The organism is Streptomyces sp. NBC_01460 (genome assembly GCF_036227405.1).
Classification (GTDB): Bacteria; Actinomycetota; Actinomycetes; order Streptomycetales; family Streptomycetaceae; genus Streptomyces.
This window is the reverse complement of record NZ_CP109473.1, coordinates 165,262-184,714: the sequence shown is the minus strand read 5'-3', so window position 1 is coordinate 184,714 and position 19,453 is coordinate 165,262. Positions and strand designations below refer to the sequence as shown.

Here is a 19,453-nt window from a genome sequence, read left to right as displayed (position 1 = left end):
TGCCGGACCGGGCCGACGGGGCGGTGGTGCGGCTCGTGCGGAAGTGCGGCGTGCGGGTGCTGAACGGTGCAGATGCGCGGCTCGTGCGACGGAGCCGGTGCGGGGTGACACCGGCCCACGCGGAAGCGTCGGCAGCCCGGAGTGACGTCCGGCGCGACGGGCGTGGGAGCGCTTCCACGGACGTGCTCATGAAGCCAGCACGGGCCCGCCCTGTCAACGGGGCGCGTAGCAAGAGAGTGGAATTGCGGGGGCGGGGCGCTCTTGGCCGGAGCTCGGCGGGCGTGGTTCGAGCGGGGTCCGGGGCGGCGGGACAGGGGGCGCCGGACGCCGGGGCCCGATGTCAGGAGTTCAGGATGCGAGCCTTCTCGGCGGCGAACTCCTCCTCGCTGAACACCTCTTGCGCAGTGAACTCGGCGAGCCGGGTGACCCGGTCTGTACCGGCCGCCGGTGCGGCTGCCTGCTGCGGAGCGGGTGCCGCAGCCGCGGCCGGCCAGGCGTACGTCTCACCGCTGTCGGTCGGAACCCGGTGATGCAGTGAATGCGGCCAGGCACCGTCGGGGGAGGCGCTGCCGGGCCGGGGGCCGTGCAGAGGCACGGACGTCAGTGGGTGCGGTTGCCCCCTCGCGGGGCAAGCATGTCATCGCTTGGCGTCGGAACATCTCCGGCACACAGATCGGTGAGCAGCTGCAGCGCGGCTGCGGAGGCCGACCCTTGTTCCGCCATGAAGACAGCGACCCGCTGGCCTTCGGTATGCGGCAACTCCAGGAGCTCGTTGTGGAGAGTGATGGTGCCGATGAGGGGGTGGCGGAATTCGCGGGTGCGGTGGGGGACGCACGGGTGTACTGGGTGTGCCGCCCACAATGAAGCGAATTCCGCGCTTTTCAGGGTCAGCTCCCTGATCAGTGCGGTGAGTTCAGGGTCATCGGGGGACCGCCCTGCAGTCAGTCGCAGGTCGGCCACTGTGTCTTTGGCCTTGCCGCGCCAGTCCGCGTACAGCTCACGCGTGTGCTCATCGAGGAACACCAGCCTGGCGACGTTGGGCCGCTGCCCGGATCGCGTAGGAGCATCGAACGGTAGCTGTCCGGCGATCAAGGCGTGCGCCGGCCGGTTCCAGGTCAGGATGTCGCTGGAGCGGCCGATGACCAGCGCCGGCGTGTCACGGAAGGAGTCGATCAGCATCTGCGCGCTGCGGTCCAGGTGTTCGGGGCGCCGGCTTCTGCGCGCCTTGGGCTGGGGGCGGGCGAGACTGCGCAGGTGTGCACGTTCGGCTTCGTCAAGCTGGAGAACACGGGACACAGCGTCCAGTACGGCGTCCGAGGCGTTGGGGCTCTGGCCCTGCTCCAGCCGCGTGTAATAGCCGGCGCTGACGCCGGCGAGCTGGGCCAGCTCCTCGCGGCGCAGGCCAGGGACCCGGCGGCGGCCCCCGTAGTCGGGCAGCCCCACTGCCTCCGGCCGAAGGCGTGCCCGCCTGGTCCGCAGGAATTCTCCCAGTTCGGATTTCCGCTCCATGGTTACCAGCATGCCCCTCGTGGTCGTCGCGTGCCTGCCCCTGTCAGATGCAGGGTCAGCCGACAGCCTCGACCAGTCGGTCGGTCCACTTCTCGAGGAGCTGCTGCAGTCCCAAGAGGGGGTATTTCTTGGCCGGTTGACGGAGTGAGCTCCTGGCCCGTGCACCGGACAGCTGGTCCTGCACCTGGCAGGGGTAGGCACGGCAGGGGTACTCCGGACAGAGGGCTGGGTGCGGGCACCCGCATGTCACAGGCTGGCCGCAAGCCGACTGACCGCAAGGCGAGGCGGCCACTTGGACGACTCGTAGAAGTGAGCGCCGTGCTCCGCCGCGATGTTGTCCGAACCAAGGGTTTCGCGTTCGCTCCGCAGCAGTGGCTCAGGCTGGCGCACCTGCGCGTCCCGCATCCAACTCACCCCGTGAGAGGCATTCCATGGCAGTAACCGAGAACCGGGAAGCGGTCCCTGGCGAGGAGGTCACGGACAGGCTCGGCGCCAAGGGTTGGCTCATCCTGTTCACCCTGTGCGGTGCCACTTTCATGACCGGTGTCGACTTCTCGGTCGTGACGGTGGCCCTGCCGGAGATCGGGCGCGACCTCGGCTTCGCCAGTACCGGCTCCCTGCAGTGGGTGGCCACGGCCTGTCTGCTGCCCACAGCAGGCCTGCTGCCGCTGTTCGGACGCGTGTCCGACCTGGTCGGACGTCGCCGGTTGTTCCTCATCGGCGTCACCCTCTTCAGCCTCTTCTCACTCGGCGCCGGTCTCGCCGGCTCCCCAGGTCTGTTGATCGCTGCACGCGCCGGTCAGGGGGTCGCGGCCGCGATGATCGCGCCGACGGCGATCGCACTGATGACGACAACATTCCCGGACGGTTCGAAGCGCACCCGTGCGCTCGGCGTCAACGGAGCCGTGCTGTCGCTCGGCTTCGTCCTGGGTACCCTCGGCGGAGGGGTGATCACCAGTGGCCTCAACTGGCGCTGGACCATGCTCATTCTCGTGCTCATCGGAGCTGTCGTGCTCATCGGCGCCCTGTCCGTGCTGCCGAAGAACGACACCCGCGTCCCAGCCACCTTGGACATCCCAGGTGCTGTACTGGCCAGCGTGGGCCTGTTCGCCCTGGTCTACGGGATCTCGACCGGGGCCGATGCCGGCTGGACCACCCTTGCCTCCCTCGTCCTGGCAGTTGTCTCGCTCGGTTCATTCCTGCTGGCGGAGAAGCGGCACGCAGCCCCTCTCGTTCCGCTGGGACTGCTGAATCGCCCCACCGTGAAGTGGAGCGGTCTCATCGGGCTCATCACCCTCGGCATGTGCGGCGGGACCACGGTTCTGCTCAGCCTCTACATGCAGGACGTGCTCGGATTCTCCGCCCTCGCCACCGGAGCAGGCTTCCTGGCTGAAGGCATCACCGCCCTCGTGGGCGGCATACTCGCCGCCCGCCTGATCACCGCCTGGGGCAAAGTGGGCGGCATGGCGACCGGGCTGACCATCCAGGGCCTGGGGACCGCCGCGATGTTCTTCCTGCCTGCCGAGGGCGGCCTCGCCCTTCTCCTCATCACTTCCGGCGTCATGGGCTTCGGTCACGTCTTGACCGTCGTCTCCTTCATCACCACCATGACCTCCGGTGTCAGCAATGAGGAGCAGGGAGTCGCGGGCGGGCTGTCCCAGCTCCCCCAGTTCGTCGGTGCCATCGGCACAGCCGGTCTCGCAGCCATCGTGACCGTCCGCACCGAGACTCTCTCGGCCACGACCAGTCCCACCCTCGCCACCCTCGGCGGCCTCCATGCGGCCGTCCTCACCGCAGGCATCATCTGCCTCGCCGGAGCAGCCATTGCCGTCGCGTTCCTGCGCCGCCCCGTCGCACAGGCCGGCTGACGGCACCCCAGGCCCGAGCCCCCGACCGGGCCCCACACCGGGTTCTACCTCGACTCTTGTAAGGGGAGCGATCACGTCGATCGCAGGAAGCGTCGAATGCCGAACCTGATCGGTGCGGGCATTCGGGAGAGGTTCCGCCAACCACGGGGGCAGTCAAAGAACCTGTGCCCCTGTAACGACTGACCTCAGCCATGGGTCACGGTCGGGCCAACCCGCCAACCCGCCAACCCGCCAACCCGCCAACCCGCCAACCCGCCAACCGCTGGGCCTCGTGCGCGACAGCGCGGAGAGCTGGCCGACGGACGCGTAGCGCACTTCCTCGCCCTCGAGGTCCTCCGCGTTCCACTGCCGGAAACCCCACGGGTCGGCGGCGGCGCCCAGGACGTCCCACACGGTGTCTTCGACGTGCTCGGGCAGGGTGTCGACCGACCCCGCACACCAAGAGGCCCTCGCCGAGCGTCAGGCGCCGAGCAAACCAGCCGTCTGCGGGCCGCTAGTAATCCGCGTCATCGGCCCCACAAGGCCCTGACGACACTCTCACACGCATCGTTGCAGGCCGGCGCGAGAACGCGCTGAGCCGAGTCGAACCGGGCCGATCTTGTGGCCGGGAAGTGCCCTGTCGACCAGGTCGGTCGCCGGGCATCCTGACGACACCGACCGGATATCTTCTCAGGAGGAACCTGTGCGAGTTCCTGGAAAAGTCTCAATGGTAAGGATTTTCTTCGCGGCCTCTGCGGCCTTCACCCTCACTGTCCCCGTCGCCAGTTCCGCCTCGGCGACGCAGAATCCCGTGGCGGATGCCACCGGACAGTACTGCGCGATCGACCTCACCGCGCAGAAAAAGTCCTGCTTCACCTCCGAGCAGGCCCTGACCGACTACAGCTCCACCCTGGCGTCACTCCCGCTCGTCGCGGTCTACAACTGGATTGACTACAACCGATCCGGCGGCTACAGCATCTGGTACGGCGATCGCTCATGTACGGCCACCACCACGGACGTCGATTACACGCTGCCCACCCTCGTCGGAGAGGCGTACGACTACAACAATCCCAGCGGGATCAGCGAGAACGACACCTATAGCTCGGTCAGCACCTACACCGCACAGTCCTGCGACATCAAGTTGTTCGACGGCACGAACAACAGCAGCTCCTCCTCGCCGTGGATCGACAGCTGTACCCATCTGGGCGGATCAGGAACCGGCAACTGCCCCTCCACCAATTGGTACGACCGAGCAAGCTCATTCCAGCTCAGCTGACACCGTCGTGCTCGCAGCGCCCGGCCGTCAGTGCCTGCATCTGGATCAGGGTCACCGAAGGCGGGCAGGACTACGCACCCTGCCCGCCACACATCTCCCCCGACCCCGAACGACGCGCCGCCTGGACCTGGGAGCGACCCCACGTCCTCTACAGCCCGGAGATCGTGATGTCGAGGGTCCGAAGCCCGGGGGAGGTGGGCTGTTCGTCCGATGCGTGGAGGGCCTCGTCGAAGAGCCGGGCGGTCACGCGGGGAGCCTTGGGCCGGATCAGCTCGATGAGCCTACGGCGGCCTCCCAGTCGCGGATTCGGTTGTCCTCGGGCTCGGTTCAGCAGCCGCCTCTTGAACGAATTCTTGATGGGGTGTGTGAACACCGTGTCGCCGGGCACAAGGCTATTGCACTGAGGTCTTGGCACTCGGAGCTGGTTGGGGTCTACCAACCAAATGGAACTTAGGCCGTTGTGAGGCTGTACGCGCCAACGTCTAAGTCGGATTGACGATAGGGTCTTGAAATGATCATTCTTGGTCTGATTTTGCTGATCATCGGCCTGCTGGTCGGTATGGGTCTGTTGACGACGATCGGCGGCATTCTCATCTTGGTGGGCGCCATTCTGTGGATCCTGGGTGCGACCGGTCGCGCGGTCGGTGGGCGTAAGCACTTCTTCTAAAGTCGGGGTAAACGGCCACATAGGAAAGCCCGGTGATAGACACCACCCTGGGCGCCTGATTACCGCTTATCGATTCGAATGGCAATCGATTTCGCGGACATGCGTTACCGCGGCACAGTGAACCGGGTCGACAGCGCCGAAAAGAAGGTCTGCTAGACCTCACCATGGGGCAGATCAAGGAATCACCCGAGTTCGACAAGGACAAGCACATCGGCGATGCGGACTTCCACCGCACGACTGGCGAGTACTACGGTCGCCACCGCCGTGTCTGACTCGGATCATCCGTGTGGACGGTGGGCGGGCGGAACGCCAGTAGCGTTCCGCCCGCCCACCGTCCACCCGTGACAGAGCTCCCTCAGACCGTCACCGGCTTCCGGGTGCGATCTCTCGGTTTCGCGCGAGGTCGACCCCTGCTCAGCTCCGACTCGGTGGTCATACGATCACCGCCGGCGTCGCCCTCCAGCTGCCGGGCAGCAAGCTCGGGAAGCCGGTCCAACCATGATGCGGCCGCGGGCTGCTCGGCCCGGGCGGCAGCCTGCTCACGCAGCTGCTCCAGCCGCGTCGCGAGCGGGTACTCCGCAGCGCGCGCCCGGGCGGAGTCGGCTGCCTTCGTCGCCGCGGCGACGGCATCCGCCCCGTTCGGGTTGTGCTGGAACCAGCGGCGGTTGTGCTCAGTTCTGTATGCCCGCCGAGCTTTCGCGTCAGCTTCCTCGGTCCGGCCCAGCCGGTGGGGGCGCTGTGGCGGAACTCTGGCAGTGCTTCCTCGACCGTCTGGAGCGCACCGTAGGCGAGGGCCGCAGCAAAACCGGTGGGGTTCTCGTTCTGAGCGTCCTGGTCCATGGCGTTCAGGTAGCGGGCGTGACCGGCGGCGACCTCGTGTTCCAGCGCCGCGCGCACGTCCGTGGTGACGGTGGCGATGGCGTCTTGGTCGGTCAGGTCGGCCGACCAGGTGGCCGCGACCATTCCGGCCTCTGCGATCAGGGCCTCGGTTCGGCGCCGGTAGCCGCACGCCTCGCACAGCCCGGCCGCCTGCTGCTGTCCGCAGTCCTCGCACGCCTGCGCCTGACGGACCTCGTCAGCGGCAGTTGCGGCCGCGCGCTCGCGCTCCGCCCGCTTCTGGTCGGCCGCACGGGCCTCATCGCGCCGGGACTGCTGCACGTGGGCCTCCTCCTGGCGCGCCGCGGAGTCTCCGCGGCGCGGGCAGCCTGATCGCGCAGCCGCTCCTCGATGACGCGACGGCGCTCCTCGTCGTTCAGTCGGGCAGCTCCCGGGCGAGCCGCGCAGTGGTCTTCGCCCGCCGGGCTCGCCGGATGTGCACCACGTTGCCGCAGTAGTTTGGATGCTGGTGGGCGGTAACGCTACGGGGCCGCCCCGTGCGGCCGTAGTCGCACGAGGCTGCCCGGGCGGTTCAGCTGAGGTGTGCCTCAGCGAAAAGCGGCGATGCTACGGGCGACCCAGTTGCTGAAGGGGCGCGGAGCGCGACCCAGGACTCGTTCCACGTCCGAGCTGATCCGCAGTTCGGCGGGGTTCGGGGCGGAGATGATGTCCAGGGTGTCGTCGGCGAGCTCCGGCGGCACGAACTGGGTCATCGCGGCTTTGGCCTCCTCGCGGCTGAGTTCGTGGAATCGCACCGGCGAGCCGAGCGCGGCGGCGATGGCCTCCGACTGCTGACGGGGCGTGATCACCTCGGGCCCGGTCAGCTCGAAGATTCTGCCGGTGTGCCGGTCGTCCAGCAGGCAGGCCGCCGCGACCTCGGCGATGTCCGCCGGGTCGACGATCGGAACCCCGACATCGCCGAAGGGTGCGGCGATCGTCCCTTGCGTGCGGACGGACTCCGCCCACGCCAAGGCGTTGGAGGCGAAGCCGCCCGGTCGTAGGACCGCCCAGTCCAGGCCTGACTCTCTCAACGCGTCCTCCACCGCGCGCATCGCGATCCGCGACGGGCCGAGCGGCCTGGTCGCCACGCCCTGCGAAGACAGCAGGACGACTCGGCGGACCCCGCTGGCAGCAGCAAGATCGATAATGCCGGTCGGCCTGGCTTCGGGGGCGTGCAGGTCGCCGGACAGCAGGAGGAACAGCGCCTTCGCCCCGTCCAGAGCGGGGGTGAGGCCCTGCGGCTCGGCCAAGTCAGCCGGCACGTGCCGGACGCCGTCCGGCATTGCCGCCGCATGCCGTGACACCGCCGTCACCCGCTCGCCCGCCTTGGCCAGGGCCTGCGTCAAAGGCTGGCCCACATTCCCGGTAGCCCCGGTCACCACGATCATGTTCAGCTCCTAGTCCGTTGTGCGCTGCGGCAATTGACGCTAGGAGGCAGGCTTACTTTTCGTAAGAACATACCCAGAGGTAAGCTCCAGATATGGGGGAAGGTGCGCAGCTGACGCAGGCCGAGGCGGGCCATCGGTATGAGGTGTTTCACACCGACTGCCCTGCGCGCGACGTGGTCGACCACGTGACCAGCAGGTGGGGAATCTGGGTGCTGATCTCCTTGCGGAGCACCGACCTTCGGTTTTACGAGCTGCGCGACAGCATCCAGGGCATCAGCGAGAAGATGCTCGCTCAGACACTGCGCGCACTGGTCCAGGACGACCTGGTCTGGCGGAAGGTCGAGCCGACGACGCCACCCCAAGTCACCTACGGGCTGACTGAGTTCGGCCAGGACGTCGGTGGGCCGCTGACGGACTTGTTCGACCGGATCACACAGCGGCTGGCACCCAGCGGGGCGTCCGCCACGGAGCGGCTGAGCGCAACAGGTCAAGCGAAGCAGCCGACCACCCCAGGCCCTCAACAGCTGCATCATCTCGACGACGAACACGGATCGTGACGGCGGAAAGGTTCGTGCGTACCCCCAGCACGGGCCAGTGGGAGAAAGGCCGCGCCGTCAGGACACTGTCCATGGAGAACCTGTCCCGGGTGTGGCTCACTCCAGCGAGTGAACAGGCTGCCCAGCCAGTCTAAGGGCGTGGCGGCGTCCATCCTGGAACCTCTGTCTCGTCTCGTACGGGATGGGTAGCCCAGGACGGCCGTCGGCCGGCAAGCAAGGCGGCTGTCCCGGGGGCACTACTGCCAGGGATTCGGTTGAGGACGCTCAGGACCTGGCGGTGCCGACACACCCGCAACGCGGTGCAAGGAGCGCGGTCCGGTGCCGAGCCCCTGGATCCTGACCCTCCGCAGGCGCGGCACAAGGCGTCGGCGCCCGGATCGAGGTCCCACGAGTGGCTGCAGTGGGTACATCGAGCGCGATCGAAGACATCGCCGGTTTCGGGGTTGCGAACCTGGTACTCCTCGGTGCGGCCGCCGTCCTGAGGACAGCGGAGCGTAGGTGCCGAAGCGGGAGCTGCCGGCCCACCCTCCGGTTCGGTGCCGTGGGCGCGGTCGCGTCGGGCGTCCAAGCGGGAGCAATGCGTGTGGACCTGGCCGTTGGCGCGGCGCACGGTGATCTGCCAGATCTGCCAGATCTGCCAGATCGGCCAGGACGGGCGGGGACCGGGGTCGACGTCGAGGACCTCGTAGGCAGTGGCGTCGTCACCGTAGTCGTAGTGGCCGCCGACGATGCGGGGACCGATCGGGGTGTTGATCCATTCCGCCCAGGTCATCTCGAAGCCTTCCTCTCCGTCTCCGAGGAGCTCCGCGGGCGTCGTGCCGCCGCATTCGTCGCACTCGCTGCGACCGACGGTGGTGACGGTGCGGCAGGCGGCGCAGGTCCACGAGGGACGCTGGCAGGCGTGGCAGCAGTCGTAGGTGGGCGGGTTGTCGGTGCCGCAGGTACATCCCCAGGCGCGGCCGGTGCGCTTGGCCTCGGAAAGATCGGTCTCGTAGGTCATGCGGTGCTCCTTGCCGGCGTCGGGTCGGTCTGCTCGGCCGCGAGGGGCGGTCGCGGCCAAGGGATGTCGGCGAGGTGGTGCCGGCCGTCCTGGAGGGGTGTTTCGAAGCTGTCGTGGTCCTGGTCGGCGTGGCTGGCACATTGGATGAGCAGCCGGTGGTCGCAGGTGGCGGGGGAGCCCGGGGCGGTGTCCAGGTCGTCCAGCGCCCTTGTCCGTCGGGGTGCCGGGCTTTCCGGTCTTGCGCACCGCCCCTGGCCCTCGTCTGCTCGGGCCGGGGACGGCACAGGGCCGTCAGGCCGGGTGAGGGATCAGAACGCCGGCCCGTTGGCGGTGGCCTCGGAGGGCATCGACACGGGCAGTGCACTCGCCTCCCCGGGCGCCTCCCTGGCCAGGGCTGCCCGGGCTCGGGCAGCCGCCTTCTTCTGGCTGATGAGGTACGGGAGGACGTCGCGGACGGTGAGTACATCCGCCGGGTCATCCGCGTCGCCGGTGAACAGGGTGAACTCGGGCTGGGCGCGGCGGTCGTCCTCGAGGCGGGGCCATCCTGATCGAGGCTGAGAAGTCCGCTACTCGGTGTGCTGAAGGCGTGTCACGCCCTCTTCACCCCCCCAGTGATCCTCGGGTCCCAGCCTGAACCACTACACCGATCGGGCGGATGGCCCGGGGCCTGCTGGTGAGGCGGAGCGACCCTGCGGCTTCAGCCCTGTCAGGTTATGGATTCCGGAATCGGGATGATGTTGTCCGAGACAACTGACGCCTCCCCTGACGCTTGAACACGCCCAATCATCAGGGAAGTGGCGCCCACGATCGTGGTCCGGGCTCGGGAGAGTCGCGCCTCCAGAAGCAGGTTCTGGATCTCGACGGCGACCGGTGTGGCGGATTGGTCCATCTCGTCGTCTTCCCCGTTGGATCCACGTGTTGAAGCGGATCGAGCAGGGGTGAAGGCGCGCCGGGTTGGCGTACGGTCTGGGTGCCGCGGGACCGCCGTGTGGTGGGGGACCGGGCGGATGTTCTGGCCAGTTGGGAGGACTTGGCCGTACGTGAGGATCGGTGGCCCCTGCGGCACGGGGAGCCGGCGGGGGCGGCGCAGGTGAACATCGGGGCAGGCATGCGATTCCACGAGCTTGAAGTAGACGAGATCGACCCGTGCGACGACGCAGCGCAGCAGTCGGCCGCAGCCAGGAACTGAACTGCTGCAGCGCACGTCTCCCGCACCATGATCTCAAGCGAGCGCCAAGAGCACGCGATTTCCACCAAGCTGGTCTCGCCGTCCGCAGTGAGTGTGGATCCGCCGAAGACCAGCGACTACAACAGCTTCGCCGAGGCGTACACGGCCGCAAACGAAACCAACCTGGTCAATGCCTACTACGAGCGGCCCGCGATGCTGGCCCTCGCTGGAGACGTGGGCGGCCGGCGGATCCTCGACGCCGGCTGCGGCTCGGGGGCCCTGTTTGCCGCGCTGCGCGACCGTGGCGCCATGGTGAGTGGCTTCGACACGAGTGCTGGGATGCTGGAGCTGGCCCGGCAGCGGCTCGGCGACGGTGCGGACCTGCGGGTGGCGGACCTGGGCAGCCCGCTTCCTTACGCTGATGACACGTTCGACGATGTAATGGCGTCCCTGGTGCTGCACTACCTGGAGGACTGGGGGCCGGCGCTGGCCGAGCTGCGACGCATACTCAAGCCCGGCGGTCGGCTGATCGCGTCTGTCGACCATCCTTTTGCCGTCAACCTCATACACCGCGAGGCCGGTCGCGAGGCTGAGTACAACTACTTCGACACCACCAAATGGACCGTAGAGTGGACCGTGGGCGGCCAGACCGCTCTGGTGAGCAGATGGAACAGGCCGCTGCACGCGATGATCGAGGCTTTCAGCGGGGCCGGTTTCCGCATAACGGTCATCAGCGAGCCGGATCCTGATCCCGCTGCCCGCGAGATGTTCCCCGAGGCGATCGCGGCCGAGCCGCGCTTCCTGTGCTTCCTGTTCTTCGCCCTGCAGGCCGAGTAGCAACCAGAACGACCTGACCGCTGGGAAGCGGTCAGCTGTTCTCGTCGTCGGCCGCTTTCTCGATGAGGCCGCGGACCTTGCTGATCATCTCAGTTCAACACCCTGAACTTGACAGAGAAAGTCGTCCGTGGCGAGCTCATGACATCGGTCCGGACACATGCGCCAGCTGTCCGGCCAGCGTGCGGCGAGAGTGGACTTGCCGCAGACAGGCGGCCCGACCAGGACGCACGAGGCGCTGGCCGGGAAGGTGCGGGAAGTACATCGGGTCGTCCTTTCGTCCGGAGCGGGCAGCCCCAGCCGGTCCGGCTGGGGCTGCCCGCGATTACGGCTTCTGAGGCACGGCGCGGGGGCAGGCACCGGTGGCCTCCCGGGTCCGGCGGACGTAGCCGATAGCGCCGGCGACGCGGCTGTTGCTCATCGGGCTGCCGCCGTCGTCGATCTGGTCCCTCAGCGTCTCCAGCCGGGCCAGGCCATCGTGAGATGCTCGGTCAGCCACACCTGGTCTCGTCGTCCGCGGCGCAGTTCTTGATCGCGGCGAGACGGTCGGTGTCCGGGAGGCTTACGGCCGGCTTGCCTCGATCCGGCGCACCTCGAAGGCGGTGAACTCCTCCCGCATCCGCGGTTCCACCTCCGCTTTCAGGATGCCGCCGTAGCGCGCCCCGCTGCGGATATCGACGGCCAGGCGGGCGAGCTCCCAGTCGCTCCAGCCGTCCTTGCTGGTGTACTCGCGGTAGGTCATCGGCTTCCGTCCGCAAGAGCCAGGAACTCCGCAGCAAGATCCGGCGCGGAGAGGATGGTGCGCAGGATCGAGGCAATCCCGTCGCGCTCGGCGGGGTCGAGCGGTCCCACACCGCGTGGGTGGCCGGGGCCGGGGGAGTGGAGTAGGCGGCGCGGGTGGCTTTGGTGCCGTCGAGGGTGAAGTCGTCGTGCACCTGCTGGAGGGCCGGAGCGGCCATGCCGGTCCGTAAGGGACCGCGGTCCAGGCGGGTAGGGGAGCGGCTGATCACCAGGTGGTCGCCTTGGGCACTGTTTCTCGCATCTCCTGACGTGGGTCGGGCGTTGGGGCCAGGCTGGCTTCATAGGTCGTGGGGATCTGACGAATGCGGAGTGGGATCGGCTGGAGTCGTTCTTGCCTCCTGGTGGTGCGCGTGGTGGCCGGTGGACCGACCACCGTCGGGTGATCAACGGGGTCCTCTATCGGGTGCGGACCGGTGTGCAGTGGCGGGATCTGCCGGAGCGGTTCGGGCCGTGGGAGACGGTCCACAAACGACATCGTCGCTGGTCAGCGGGTGTGACCTGGCAGATGCCACTGTCTCGCATTCAGGCAGCTGAGGATGCGGCGGGCAGGAGCGACAGGGACGTGTCGGGGGACTCGACAGCAGTACGAGCCCACCAGCACGCCGCCGGCGCGAGGAAGGTGTCCCCGGCCGCCGTTGCTCAAAAGGGGGCCGGGCAGGGGACGAACCAGGTCGATCCGGTACTTCCGGAAACTGGCCGCCCGCCTGGAGGAGGTGGTCAGATCGGCGAATGCCTGGGACGTTCCCGCGGCGGATTCACCACCAAGATCCACCTCGTCGCCGGCGGACGATGCCGACCCCTCGGTTTCGTCCTGACACCCGGACACTACGGCGACGGACCCCAGCTCGAGCAGGTCCTGGAGCAGGTATCGGTGCCCCGCACCGGAGTCGGCCGGCCCCGCACCCGACCACGTCCTGGCGGACAAGGCCTACTCACCCCGCAGAAATCACCGCTACCTGCGACGACGCGGCATCCCGCGCACGATCCCCGAACGCCTCGACCAGCAATGACACCGCAACATCCGAGGCTCCCGGGGCGGTCGACCCACCGGCTTCGACATCGAGCGCTACAAGAAACGCAACACCGTCGAACGCACCATCAACCGCTCAAGGTCCTCCGGGCCGTCGCCACCCGCTATGAGAAACGCGCCTACATCTACCTGGGCACCGTGACGCTCGCAGCCCTCGTCATCTGGCTCCGCACATGATCCGAGAAACAGTGCCTGGGGCCTCTCGTCTGGATCATGCCGGGCCCGTGTCCCGGGGCGGGAACGGCTGCGTCCGCGTCCGGGCGGCGGTTCAACCCGCCCGGGTTCCGCTGCGGGCGGCGATGTGCCGGGGCGGCTCGATGCCGTCAGGGAGCAAGGGGTCGGCTTCCGGGGCGCCCCAGGTGGAGACCAGGGGCAGGACGCCCGCCCAGATCCCGAGGGCGGCGTCGGGTCCGTCGCCGTCCTCGGGGGCGCCCGTGCGTATCTTGACCGACGCCTCTCGAAGCGAAATGGCTAGCAGGGAGGTCGCCGCCAGCTCCCTGAGGTTCGGCCGCCGTGCGTGGTCCCACTGTCCCGGTGCGGCCTGCTCGGTCAGGCAGCGCAGCCCCTCCAGCTTCTCCTGCGCATCGGTGAGCAGGCGCGGGACGCCGTAGATCATCGCGCTGCGGTAGTTGACACCGTGCTCGAACACCGACCGCGCAAGGACGAGGCCGTCCACGTGCGTCACGGTGACGCATACCGTCGCCCCCGGCGAGGCGGTCAGGCTCCGGCTGGCCACGGAGCCGTGGAAGTAGAGGTTCTCCCCGTCGCTTCCGTAGACGGTGGGGACGACCATGGGGTCCCCTTCGATGACCACACCGAAGTGGCACAGGAAGCCTGCGTCCAGGATCGCTTCGAGTTCGCCGCGGTCCAGGCTGCCCTGTTCCCGTAGCCGGCGGTGACGGGTGCGGTCTGTTTCCGGCAGCGTGGCGGGCAGTTGGCTGTGGTTCACGTCAGCTCTTTCACGAGGGCGCTGTCCGTTGCTGGACTTCATGACGAACCGGACGGCTGTCGCGGCCCGGCACAGGCGCGCGCTCCACCGAGGTCGATGCGGCCTCAAGCTATCGATATCGGTAGCTGGGTGCCAGCCCCCAACGAAATCAGTTCTACAAAACCTGAAACGATACGAAACTAGTTGCAAGGTGCGGGAGGTGAGGGTGCCGCGATCCGGGTCCGCGACGGCGCTGCGACATGCGCTGAGCGACGTGCGCACCCCGCCGGTGCGGCGTGCGGCTCGCGCGCACAGTCCGGGGCGGGCGAGCTGTTGCGCCGGCGGCCGACGGGATCGGCCGCAGTCGGTGCAGTGAGGTGGCGGACGCGGGGTAGTCGGAGGTCACCCGGACGGCGCTTTTGCCGCGCGGCCCGATCCCACAGCCCCGAGGAGCACCATGTTCACCTTCAGCGCGTTGTCCCGGCGACTGCAGCGCAGTGCGCGCAAGGTGTTCGGATGGGAGCGGCTGCGCCCGGAGCAGTTGCGGGCGATGAAGTCGGTCATGGAACAGCGCGACACTCTCGTGGTGATGCCGACCGGCGCGGGGAAGTCCGCCGTCTACCAGGTGCCCGGGGTACTTCTGTCCGGCCCCACCGTCGTCGTCTCCCCTCTGATCGCCCTGCAACGGGACCAGGTGAGCGGTCTGTTGAGACGGGCCGGTGCGGACGCCGCAGCCGTGAACTCCACCCAGAGCCGCGGCGAGAACGACGCGGTGTGGGACCGGATCAGCGAAGGAGACGTCGACTTCGTCTTCCTCGCCCCGGAGCAGCTGGCCAAGGAAGAGGTGGTCGAGCAGCTCGCGGCGGCACGGCCCGCGCTGTTCGTCGTGGACGAGGCACAGTGCGTGTCGACCTGGGGGCACGACTTCCGGCCCGAATACCTGCGGCTGGGCCAGGTGATCGACCGGATCGGCCGCCCGCCGGTGCTCGCCCTCACGGCGAGCGCCGCCGCCCCGGTGCGGGCGGACATCGTCCAGCGGCTCGGCATGCGCGACGTGCGGGAGGTGGTCACCGGCTTCGACCGGCCCAACATCCACCTGGAGGTCATCCCCTTCCGGAGCGCCGCCGACAAGCGCCGGGCGGTGGTCGAACGCGCCGCCGCCGAACCCAAGCCCGGGCTGGTCTACGCGGCGACCCGCAAGGAGTCCGAGGAGTACGCCCGCGAGCTGGGCGACCTGGGGCTGGGCGTGGCGGCGTACCACGCCGGCCTGCCCGCCAAGGAACGCGGCGCGGTGCACGACCGTTTTCTCGCGGGGGAGCTGGACGTGGTGGTGGCCACCTCCGCCTTCGGGATGGGCATCGACAAGCCGGACGTCCGGTTCGTGCTGCACGCCTCGGTGCCCGGCTCCCTGGACGCCTACTACCAGGAGATAGGCCGCGCCGGACGGGACGGGAAGCCGGCCCGGGCGATCCTCGCCTACCGGTCGCAGGACCTCGGCATGCAGCGGTTCTTCGCCGCCGGACGCCCCGACCCGGACACCGTCTCCCAGGTAGCCGGCACACTGGAGGAACACGCCGGCCCGGTCCGGCCGAGCGACCTGCGCAGCGAGACGGGCCTGACGGCCAGTCGGCTGACGGCCGTCGTCAATCTACTGGAACAGGTCGAAGCGGTACGCACCACCGAATCGGGAGACCTGGAGACAACCGGCGCCGCCGATCCGGCGGAGGCCACCCGCAAGGCCGTCGAACTCGGAGACGCACACCAGCAGCTGGAGCGATCGCGGGTCGACATGATGCGGGGCTACGCGGAGAACACGGGCTGCCTGCGGCGGTTCCTGCTCGGCTACTTCGGGCAGGAACCGGAAGCCCGGGGGTCCTGCGGCTCCTGCGACCGCTGCGAGGCCGCCGCACTCTCCCCGGACGGCCCGAAGGCGGCCGCAGGGGTGCTGGCCGGCACCGGCGGACCGGTGGCCCCGCAGGAGGTGAGCCGCGCCGACGACGCCCCGCACCCCTTCCGGCTCGGCGCCCGGGTCCGGCACGGTCAGTGGGGGGACGGCTCTGTGATGAGCCAGGACGGCCGTCGGCTGACCGTGCTGTTCGAGACGGCCGGCTACCGCACGCTCTCCCTTGACGTGGTCGAACAGAACGGCTTGCTGACGTTGCGCTGAAGGCCCGCGGCCGGCGCGGACCACGGGCCGGCCGCAGGCACTCGACCCCGCAGCCCGGGATCGCGGGCCCGCTCCGGCTGGGCCATTTCGTTGGGATCATGCCGGGCTCGCCTGCCCTGGTGCCGCACCTCGCGGCGTTGTCGTCAGTCGCCGACGCTCCACGTCCCCTCCCTCCTCCGCCGTGCGAGGCGCAGCACCAGACCCCGCTCCCTGACCCGGCCTGATCCAAACGAATGACCCTAGGTGGGACGCCGGAGGTGGCGGCGCTGCGGGAGGCGGGGGAGGAGACCGGTCTCAGCGATTTCAAGATCGTCCGGAAGCTCGGCGTCGCCGAGTACGACATGAGCCCGTACCGGTTCGAGCTCCAGCGCCGGCACGTCTGCCACCTGGAGCTGACCGAGCCCACGCCGGAAGGTGGGCCAGCCAGAAGGACCACGACGGCGAGCAGGAGCCGACTCACTTCGAGTGCTTCTGGATCCCGCTCGAGGCCGCCCACGCGCTGCAGTCCGGCCAGGGCGCCCTGCTGGGACGCCTGTACGACTGAGGTCCGCACGGATCACGGGCTCACCCCAGCCCCCGGAGGCAGCCGATGAACCGCACCACCGAACAGCACGGATCGGTCGAGATCGAGCAGTTGTACCGCGGCCTGGATGCCGAGGACGCCACCAGCGCCGTATCGGTGATTCTGAAGTTGCGCGGTGAGACCTGCGGCACTCGTCACCGCCGTGCTCGCGTGGAAGGGCCCGGATCTCGAACCCCGCTACTACGAGCAGATCCTTCTCCAGCTGACCCGGCACGCCCGCGCGGTGGCCTCCGACGTCCGGCCATGCCGCAGCTTTCCCTAAGAACCACGGCCGGGTCGCCCTCGCCGAAGTGGTCCTCCGCGAAGCTGACGGCCGCCTGTCCGCTCCGCTGAAGCAAGCCAGGTCAGGTGCCACTTATCGTTGCAGCAGCCCTGCTTGCACCCGGACCAGCCGGCCGCCCGCGTCACCGGCCCGTCTCTGCCCGCCTGGTGGCGTGCAGAGGCCGAACGGCTCGCCGCGCGGCGTTACGGCTGGCGGGAGAGCAGATCGCCCTGGTCCGGCCCATTGACGCAGTCACGCCTCCCCCACATCATCTTGGGAGCGCTCCCACGAGCGTCGTACCGAAGGCACCCCACCGACCACATACCGGGCGTCCTGCCGGCCGACGCGGCGTTCGCCCGAGGAGGACACGTCATGCCGCTCGCACACCTCCCTCGCACCAGCCGGTTAGGCCGGCCGCCCCGCAGAGCCGGAAGAACAGCGGGCAGACGCCCCGCAGCCGCGCTCGTCTGTGCCCTGGCCACGGTCGCCGCCCTCGCGGCCGCTCCCCCGGCGCCCGCCGCGACCGGCCGGACCGCCGCGGCGACGTCCGTCGAGGAGGCGGCTGCCGTCGAGGTTTCCGTCAACGCGGGGGTGGGGCTCGGCACCATCGACAAGGCGGCGTTCGGCGTCAACCACGCGCTCTGGGACTCGCACATGAACGACCCCGAGGTGACCGGCCTGCTGGGCGAGGCGGGCGTCGGCGTGATGCGCTACCCAGGCGGCTCCTACGGCGACATCTACCACTGGAAGGACCACACCGCGCCCGGCGGTTACGTGGCGCCCCACACCACTTTCGACGAGTTCATGGGCAGCGTCCGCGCCTCCGGCTCCCAGCCGATGATCATCGCCAACTACGGCACCGGCACACCTCAGGAGGCCGCCGACTGGGTCCGGTACGCCAACGTCACCCGCGGCTACGGGACGAAGTACTGGGAGATCGGCAACGAGATCTACGGCAACGGCCACTACGGCAGCGGCTGGGAGGCCGACGACCACCCGGACAAGAGCCCGCATGAGTACGCCCGCAACGTCCTCTCCTACGCGGAGGCGATGAAGGCGGTCGATCCGACGATCAAGATCGGCGCGGTACTGACCACGCCGGGCGACTGGCCGGACGGCATCGTCGGCGCGGGGGACTCGGCCGACTGGAACCACACAGTGCTGTCCGCGGTCGCCGGGACGATCGACTTCGCCATCGTGCACTCCTACCCGGGCGGCGCCACCGCCGACGAGGCACTGGACCGGACCGCCCGGCTGCCCGGACAGCTCCGGGAAGTCCGCCGGCAGATCGACCGGCACGCCGGGGAACGCTCGTCGAAGATCGGTATCGCGCTCACCGAGGTCAACTCCAACGTCCAGATGAACAGTCGGCCCAACGGCCTGTTCGCCGCGGACACCTACATGACGGCGCTGGAGAACGGCGTCTTCAACGTCGACTGGTGGAACGTCCACAACGGGCCCACCAAGGTGGAGACGGTGGACGGCGACACCGACTTCAACGACTTCGGCCTGCTCTCCAGCGGCGGCTGCGTCGGCGACGTCTGCCAGCCGGCCGTGAACACGCCGTTCCACCCGTACTTCGGCATCAAGTCGCTGACCAAGCTGGGCCGTCCCGGTGACACGATGGTCGCCTCCTCCACCGACAGCGACCAGGTCTCCGCGCACGCCGTGCACCGGGCCGACGGCACGTTGAGCGTGATGCTGATCAACAAGGACCCGCTGAACTCCCGCACCGCGGACATCAGCTATGCCGGGTACACGCCCACTGGCCAGGCGCCGGTCGTTCACCGCTACGGCCGCGGCGACAGCGACGTCACCCGGGTGGCCGCCACCACAGGGGGCGACCAGGTGCTGCCGCCGTACTCGATCACCACGATCACCGTCGCCCCGCACGCCGCCGCGGCCTCGGTCGGCGCGCCCGGCGCACCGAAGGCCACCGCCGTGGGCAGCTCGACCGCCACGTTGAGCTGGGCAGTCCCCGCGAACGGTAAGGCGGTGCGCTACGAGGTGTACGAACGCCTGGGCGCCAACGCCCAGTTGATCGCCACATCGACCTCCACCTCGGCGACGCTGCACAACCTGCCGCCGGGCTCCGAGCACGCGGTCAACGTCCTCGCCCGGGACGCCGACGGCCGCCTCTCGCGCCCCTCCGAGCCGCTGACCTTCGCCACCACGGCTCCGCGCGACAGCGGCTGCCTGGTCAACTACCGGGTGGACAGCGGATGGGGCAACGGATTCGTCGCCACCGTCACGGTCTCCAACGTAGGTGACACCCCGATCAACGGCTGGACCCTGGACTTCACCTGGCCGTCCACCGGCCAGACCGTGCAGAGCTCCTGGAACGCGAACGTCACCAGTTCGGGAACGCGCGTACACGTGACCGACAACGGCGCCAACGCCGAGCTGGCCCCGCACGGCGGCTCGACCGCCACCTTCGGATTCGTCGGAGCCAACGACGACGCCAACCCCACCCCGACGACGTTCACCCTCAACGGCACGGTCTGTCGAACCTCCTGATCCGCTGCCTGCGGCCCGGCCTTCCGGCCGGCTGGGCTGCGGG

18 protein-coding genes and 2 pseudogenes are annotated in these 19,453 nt (G+C 69.0%); 11 read left to right on the top strand and 9 right to left on the bottom strand.

The window, feature by feature from the left end; translation table 11 throughout:
* Positions 1-340 precede the first annotated feature (340 nt).
* Both OG488_RS00905 and OG488_RS00900 read right to left on the bottom strand, forming a co-directional pair.
* A complete protein-coding gene (locus OG488_RS00905) occupies positions 341-595 on the bottom strand; it encodes a hypothetical protein (protein WP_329224928.1) in 255 nt (84 codons plus the stop codon).
* Between the two features lie 5 nt (positions 596-600).
* Positions 601-1,521: a helix-turn-helix transcriptional regulator gene (locus OG488_RS00900; protein ID WP_329224926.1), complete on the bottom strand. Its 921-nt coding sequence runs from the start codon at positions 1,519-1,521 to the stop codon at positions 601-603.
* 419 nt (positions 1,522-1,940) lie between these two features.
* On the opposite strand from OG488_RS00900, the gene OG488_RS00895 reads away from it, so the two are divergent.
* From OG488_RS00895 to OG488_RS39195, 4 genes and pseudogenes are all read left to right on the top strand, one after another.
* Positions 1,941-3,377 carry an MFS transporter gene (locus OG488_RS00895; protein ID WP_329224924.1) on the top strand — a complete coding sequence of 479 codons (1,437 nt, stop codon included), beginning with the start codon at positions 1,941-1,943 and terminating at the stop codon, positions 3,375-3,377.
* Positions 3,378-4,083: 706 nt separating this feature from the next.
* Positions 4,084-4,632: a hypothetical protein gene (locus OG488_RS00890; protein ID WP_329224923.1), complete on the top strand. Its 549-nt coding sequence runs from the start codon at positions 4,084-4,086 to the stop codon at positions 4,630-4,632.
* Between the two features lie 511 nt (positions 4,633-5,143).
* Entirely contained in the window at positions 5,144-5,299 is a 156-nt protein-coding gene (locus OG488_RS00885) for a hypothetical protein (protein ID WP_010059700.1), read from the top strand.
* A gap of 111 nt (positions 5,300-5,410) precedes the next feature.
* Positions 5,411-5,571 (top strand): annotated as a pseudogene (locus tag OG488_RS39195) (PRC-barrel domain containing protein); the annotation flags it as partial.
* Positions 5,572-5,731: 160 nt separating this feature from the next.
* Here OG488_RS39195 and OG488_RS00880 read toward each other — a convergent pair.
* Both OG488_RS00880 and OG488_RS00875 read right to left on the bottom strand, forming a co-directional pair.
* Positions 5,732-6,457, bottom strand: a complete 726-nt coding sequence (locus OG488_RS00880; protein WP_329224921.1) for a hypothetical protein — start codon at positions 6,455-6,457, stop codon at positions 5,732-5,734.
* A gap of 266 nt (positions 6,458-6,723) precedes the next feature.
* Positions 6,724-7,563, bottom strand: coding sequence for an SDR family oxidoreductase (locus OG488_RS00875; RefSeq protein ID WP_329224919.1), 840 nt, complete (start codon positions 7,561-7,563; stop codon positions 6,724-6,726).
* 92 nt (positions 7,564-7,655) lie between these two features.
* Between OG488_RS00875 and OG488_RS00870 the strand changes: the two genes are divergently transcribed.
* Positions 7,656-8,120 (top strand): winged helix-turn-helix transcriptional regulator, encoded by a 465-nt coding sequence (locus OG488_RS00870; protein WP_329224918.1) that lies wholly within the window; start codon positions 7,656-7,658, stop codon positions 8,118-8,120.
* 130 nt (positions 8,121-8,250) lie between these two features.
* Here OG488_RS00870 and OG488_RS00865 read toward each other — a convergent pair whose 3' ends face one another.
* Positions 8,251-9,120, bottom strand: a complete 870-nt coding sequence (locus OG488_RS00865) for a hypothetical protein (RefSeq protein WP_329224916.1) — start codon at positions 9,118-9,120, stop codon at positions 8,251-8,253.
* Positions 9,121-10,336: 1,216 nt separating this feature from the next.
* Between OG488_RS00865 and OG488_RS00860 the strand changes: the two genes are divergently transcribed.
* Positions 10,337-11,125 carry a class I SAM-dependent methyltransferase gene (locus OG488_RS00860; protein ID WP_329224914.1) on the top strand — a complete coding sequence of 263 codons (789 nt, stop codon included), beginning with the start codon at positions 10,337-10,339 and terminating at the stop codon, positions 11,123-11,125.
* Between the two features lie 322 nt (positions 11,126-11,447).
* Here OG488_RS00860 and OG488_RS00855 read toward each other — a convergent pair whose 3' ends face one another.
* The 3 genes from OG488_RS00855 to OG488_RS00845 all read right to left on the bottom strand — a co-directional run bounded on the left by OG488_RS00855 (position 11,448) and on the right by OG488_RS00845 (position 12,205).
* Positions 11,448-11,621: a hypothetical protein gene (locus OG488_RS00855; protein ID WP_329224912.1), complete on the bottom strand. Its 174-nt coding sequence runs from the start codon at positions 11,619-11,621 to the stop codon at positions 11,448-11,450.
* Positions 11,622-11,684: 63 nt separating this feature from the next.
* Positions 11,685-11,864 carry a hypothetical protein gene (locus OG488_RS00850; RefSeq protein ID WP_329224910.1) on the bottom strand — a complete coding sequence of 60 codons (180 nt, stop codon included), beginning with the start codon at positions 11,862-11,864 and terminating at the stop codon, positions 11,685-11,687.
* Positions 11,861-12,205 carry a hypothetical protein gene (locus OG488_RS00845; RefSeq protein WP_329224908.1) on the bottom strand — a complete coding sequence of 115 codons (345 nt, stop codon included), beginning with the start codon at positions 12,203-12,205 and terminating at the stop codon, positions 11,861-11,863. The genes OG488_RS00850 and OG488_RS00845 overlap by 4 nt, the downstream gene beginning before the upstream one ends.
* Here OG488_RS00845 and OG488_RS00840 point away from each other — a divergent pair.
* Positions 12,204-13,130: pseudogene (locus tag OG488_RS00840) on the top strand (IS5 family transposase). The gene OG488_RS00845 and the pseudogene OG488_RS00840 sit on opposite strands and share 2 nt — an antisense overlap.
* A gap of 91 nt (positions 13,131-13,221) precedes the next feature.
* Here the strand turns inward: OG488_RS00840 and OG488_RS00835 are convergent.
* Positions 13,222-13,902 (bottom strand): pyridoxamine 5'-phosphate oxidase family protein, encoded by a 681-nt coding sequence (locus OG488_RS00835; RefSeq protein WP_329224907.1) that lies wholly within the window; start codon positions 13,900-13,902, stop codon positions 13,222-13,224.
* A 436-nt stretch (positions 13,903-14,338) separates the two neighbouring features.
* Between OG488_RS00835 and OG488_RS00830 the strand changes: the two genes are divergently transcribed.
* The 4 genes from OG488_RS00830 to OG488_RS00815 all read left to right on the top strand — a co-directional run bounded on the left by OG488_RS00830 (position 14,339) and on the right by OG488_RS00815 (position 19,410).
* Positions 14,339-16,048 (top strand): RecQ family ATP-dependent DNA helicase, encoded by a 1,710-nt coding sequence (locus OG488_RS00830; protein ID WP_329224905.1) that lies wholly within the window; start codon positions 14,339-14,341, stop codon positions 16,046-16,048.
* A 233-nt stretch (positions 16,049-16,281) separates the two neighbouring features.
* Entirely contained in the window at positions 16,282-16,641 is a 360-nt protein-coding gene (locus OG488_RS00825) for an NUDIX domain-containing protein (protein ID WP_329224903.1), read from the top strand.
* Between the two features lie 105 nt (positions 16,642-16,746).
* A complete protein-coding gene (locus OG488_RS00820) occupies positions 16,747-16,893 on the top strand; it encodes a hypothetical protein (protein WP_329224902.1) in 147 nt (48 codons plus the stop codon).
* 372 nt (positions 16,894-17,265) lie between these two features.
* Positions 17,266-19,410, top strand: coding sequence for a cellulose binding domain-containing protein (locus tag OG488_RS00815; RefSeq protein WP_329224901.1), 2,145 nt, complete (start codon positions 17,266-17,268; stop codon positions 19,408-19,410).
* Positions 19,411-19,453 lie beyond the last annotated feature (43 nt).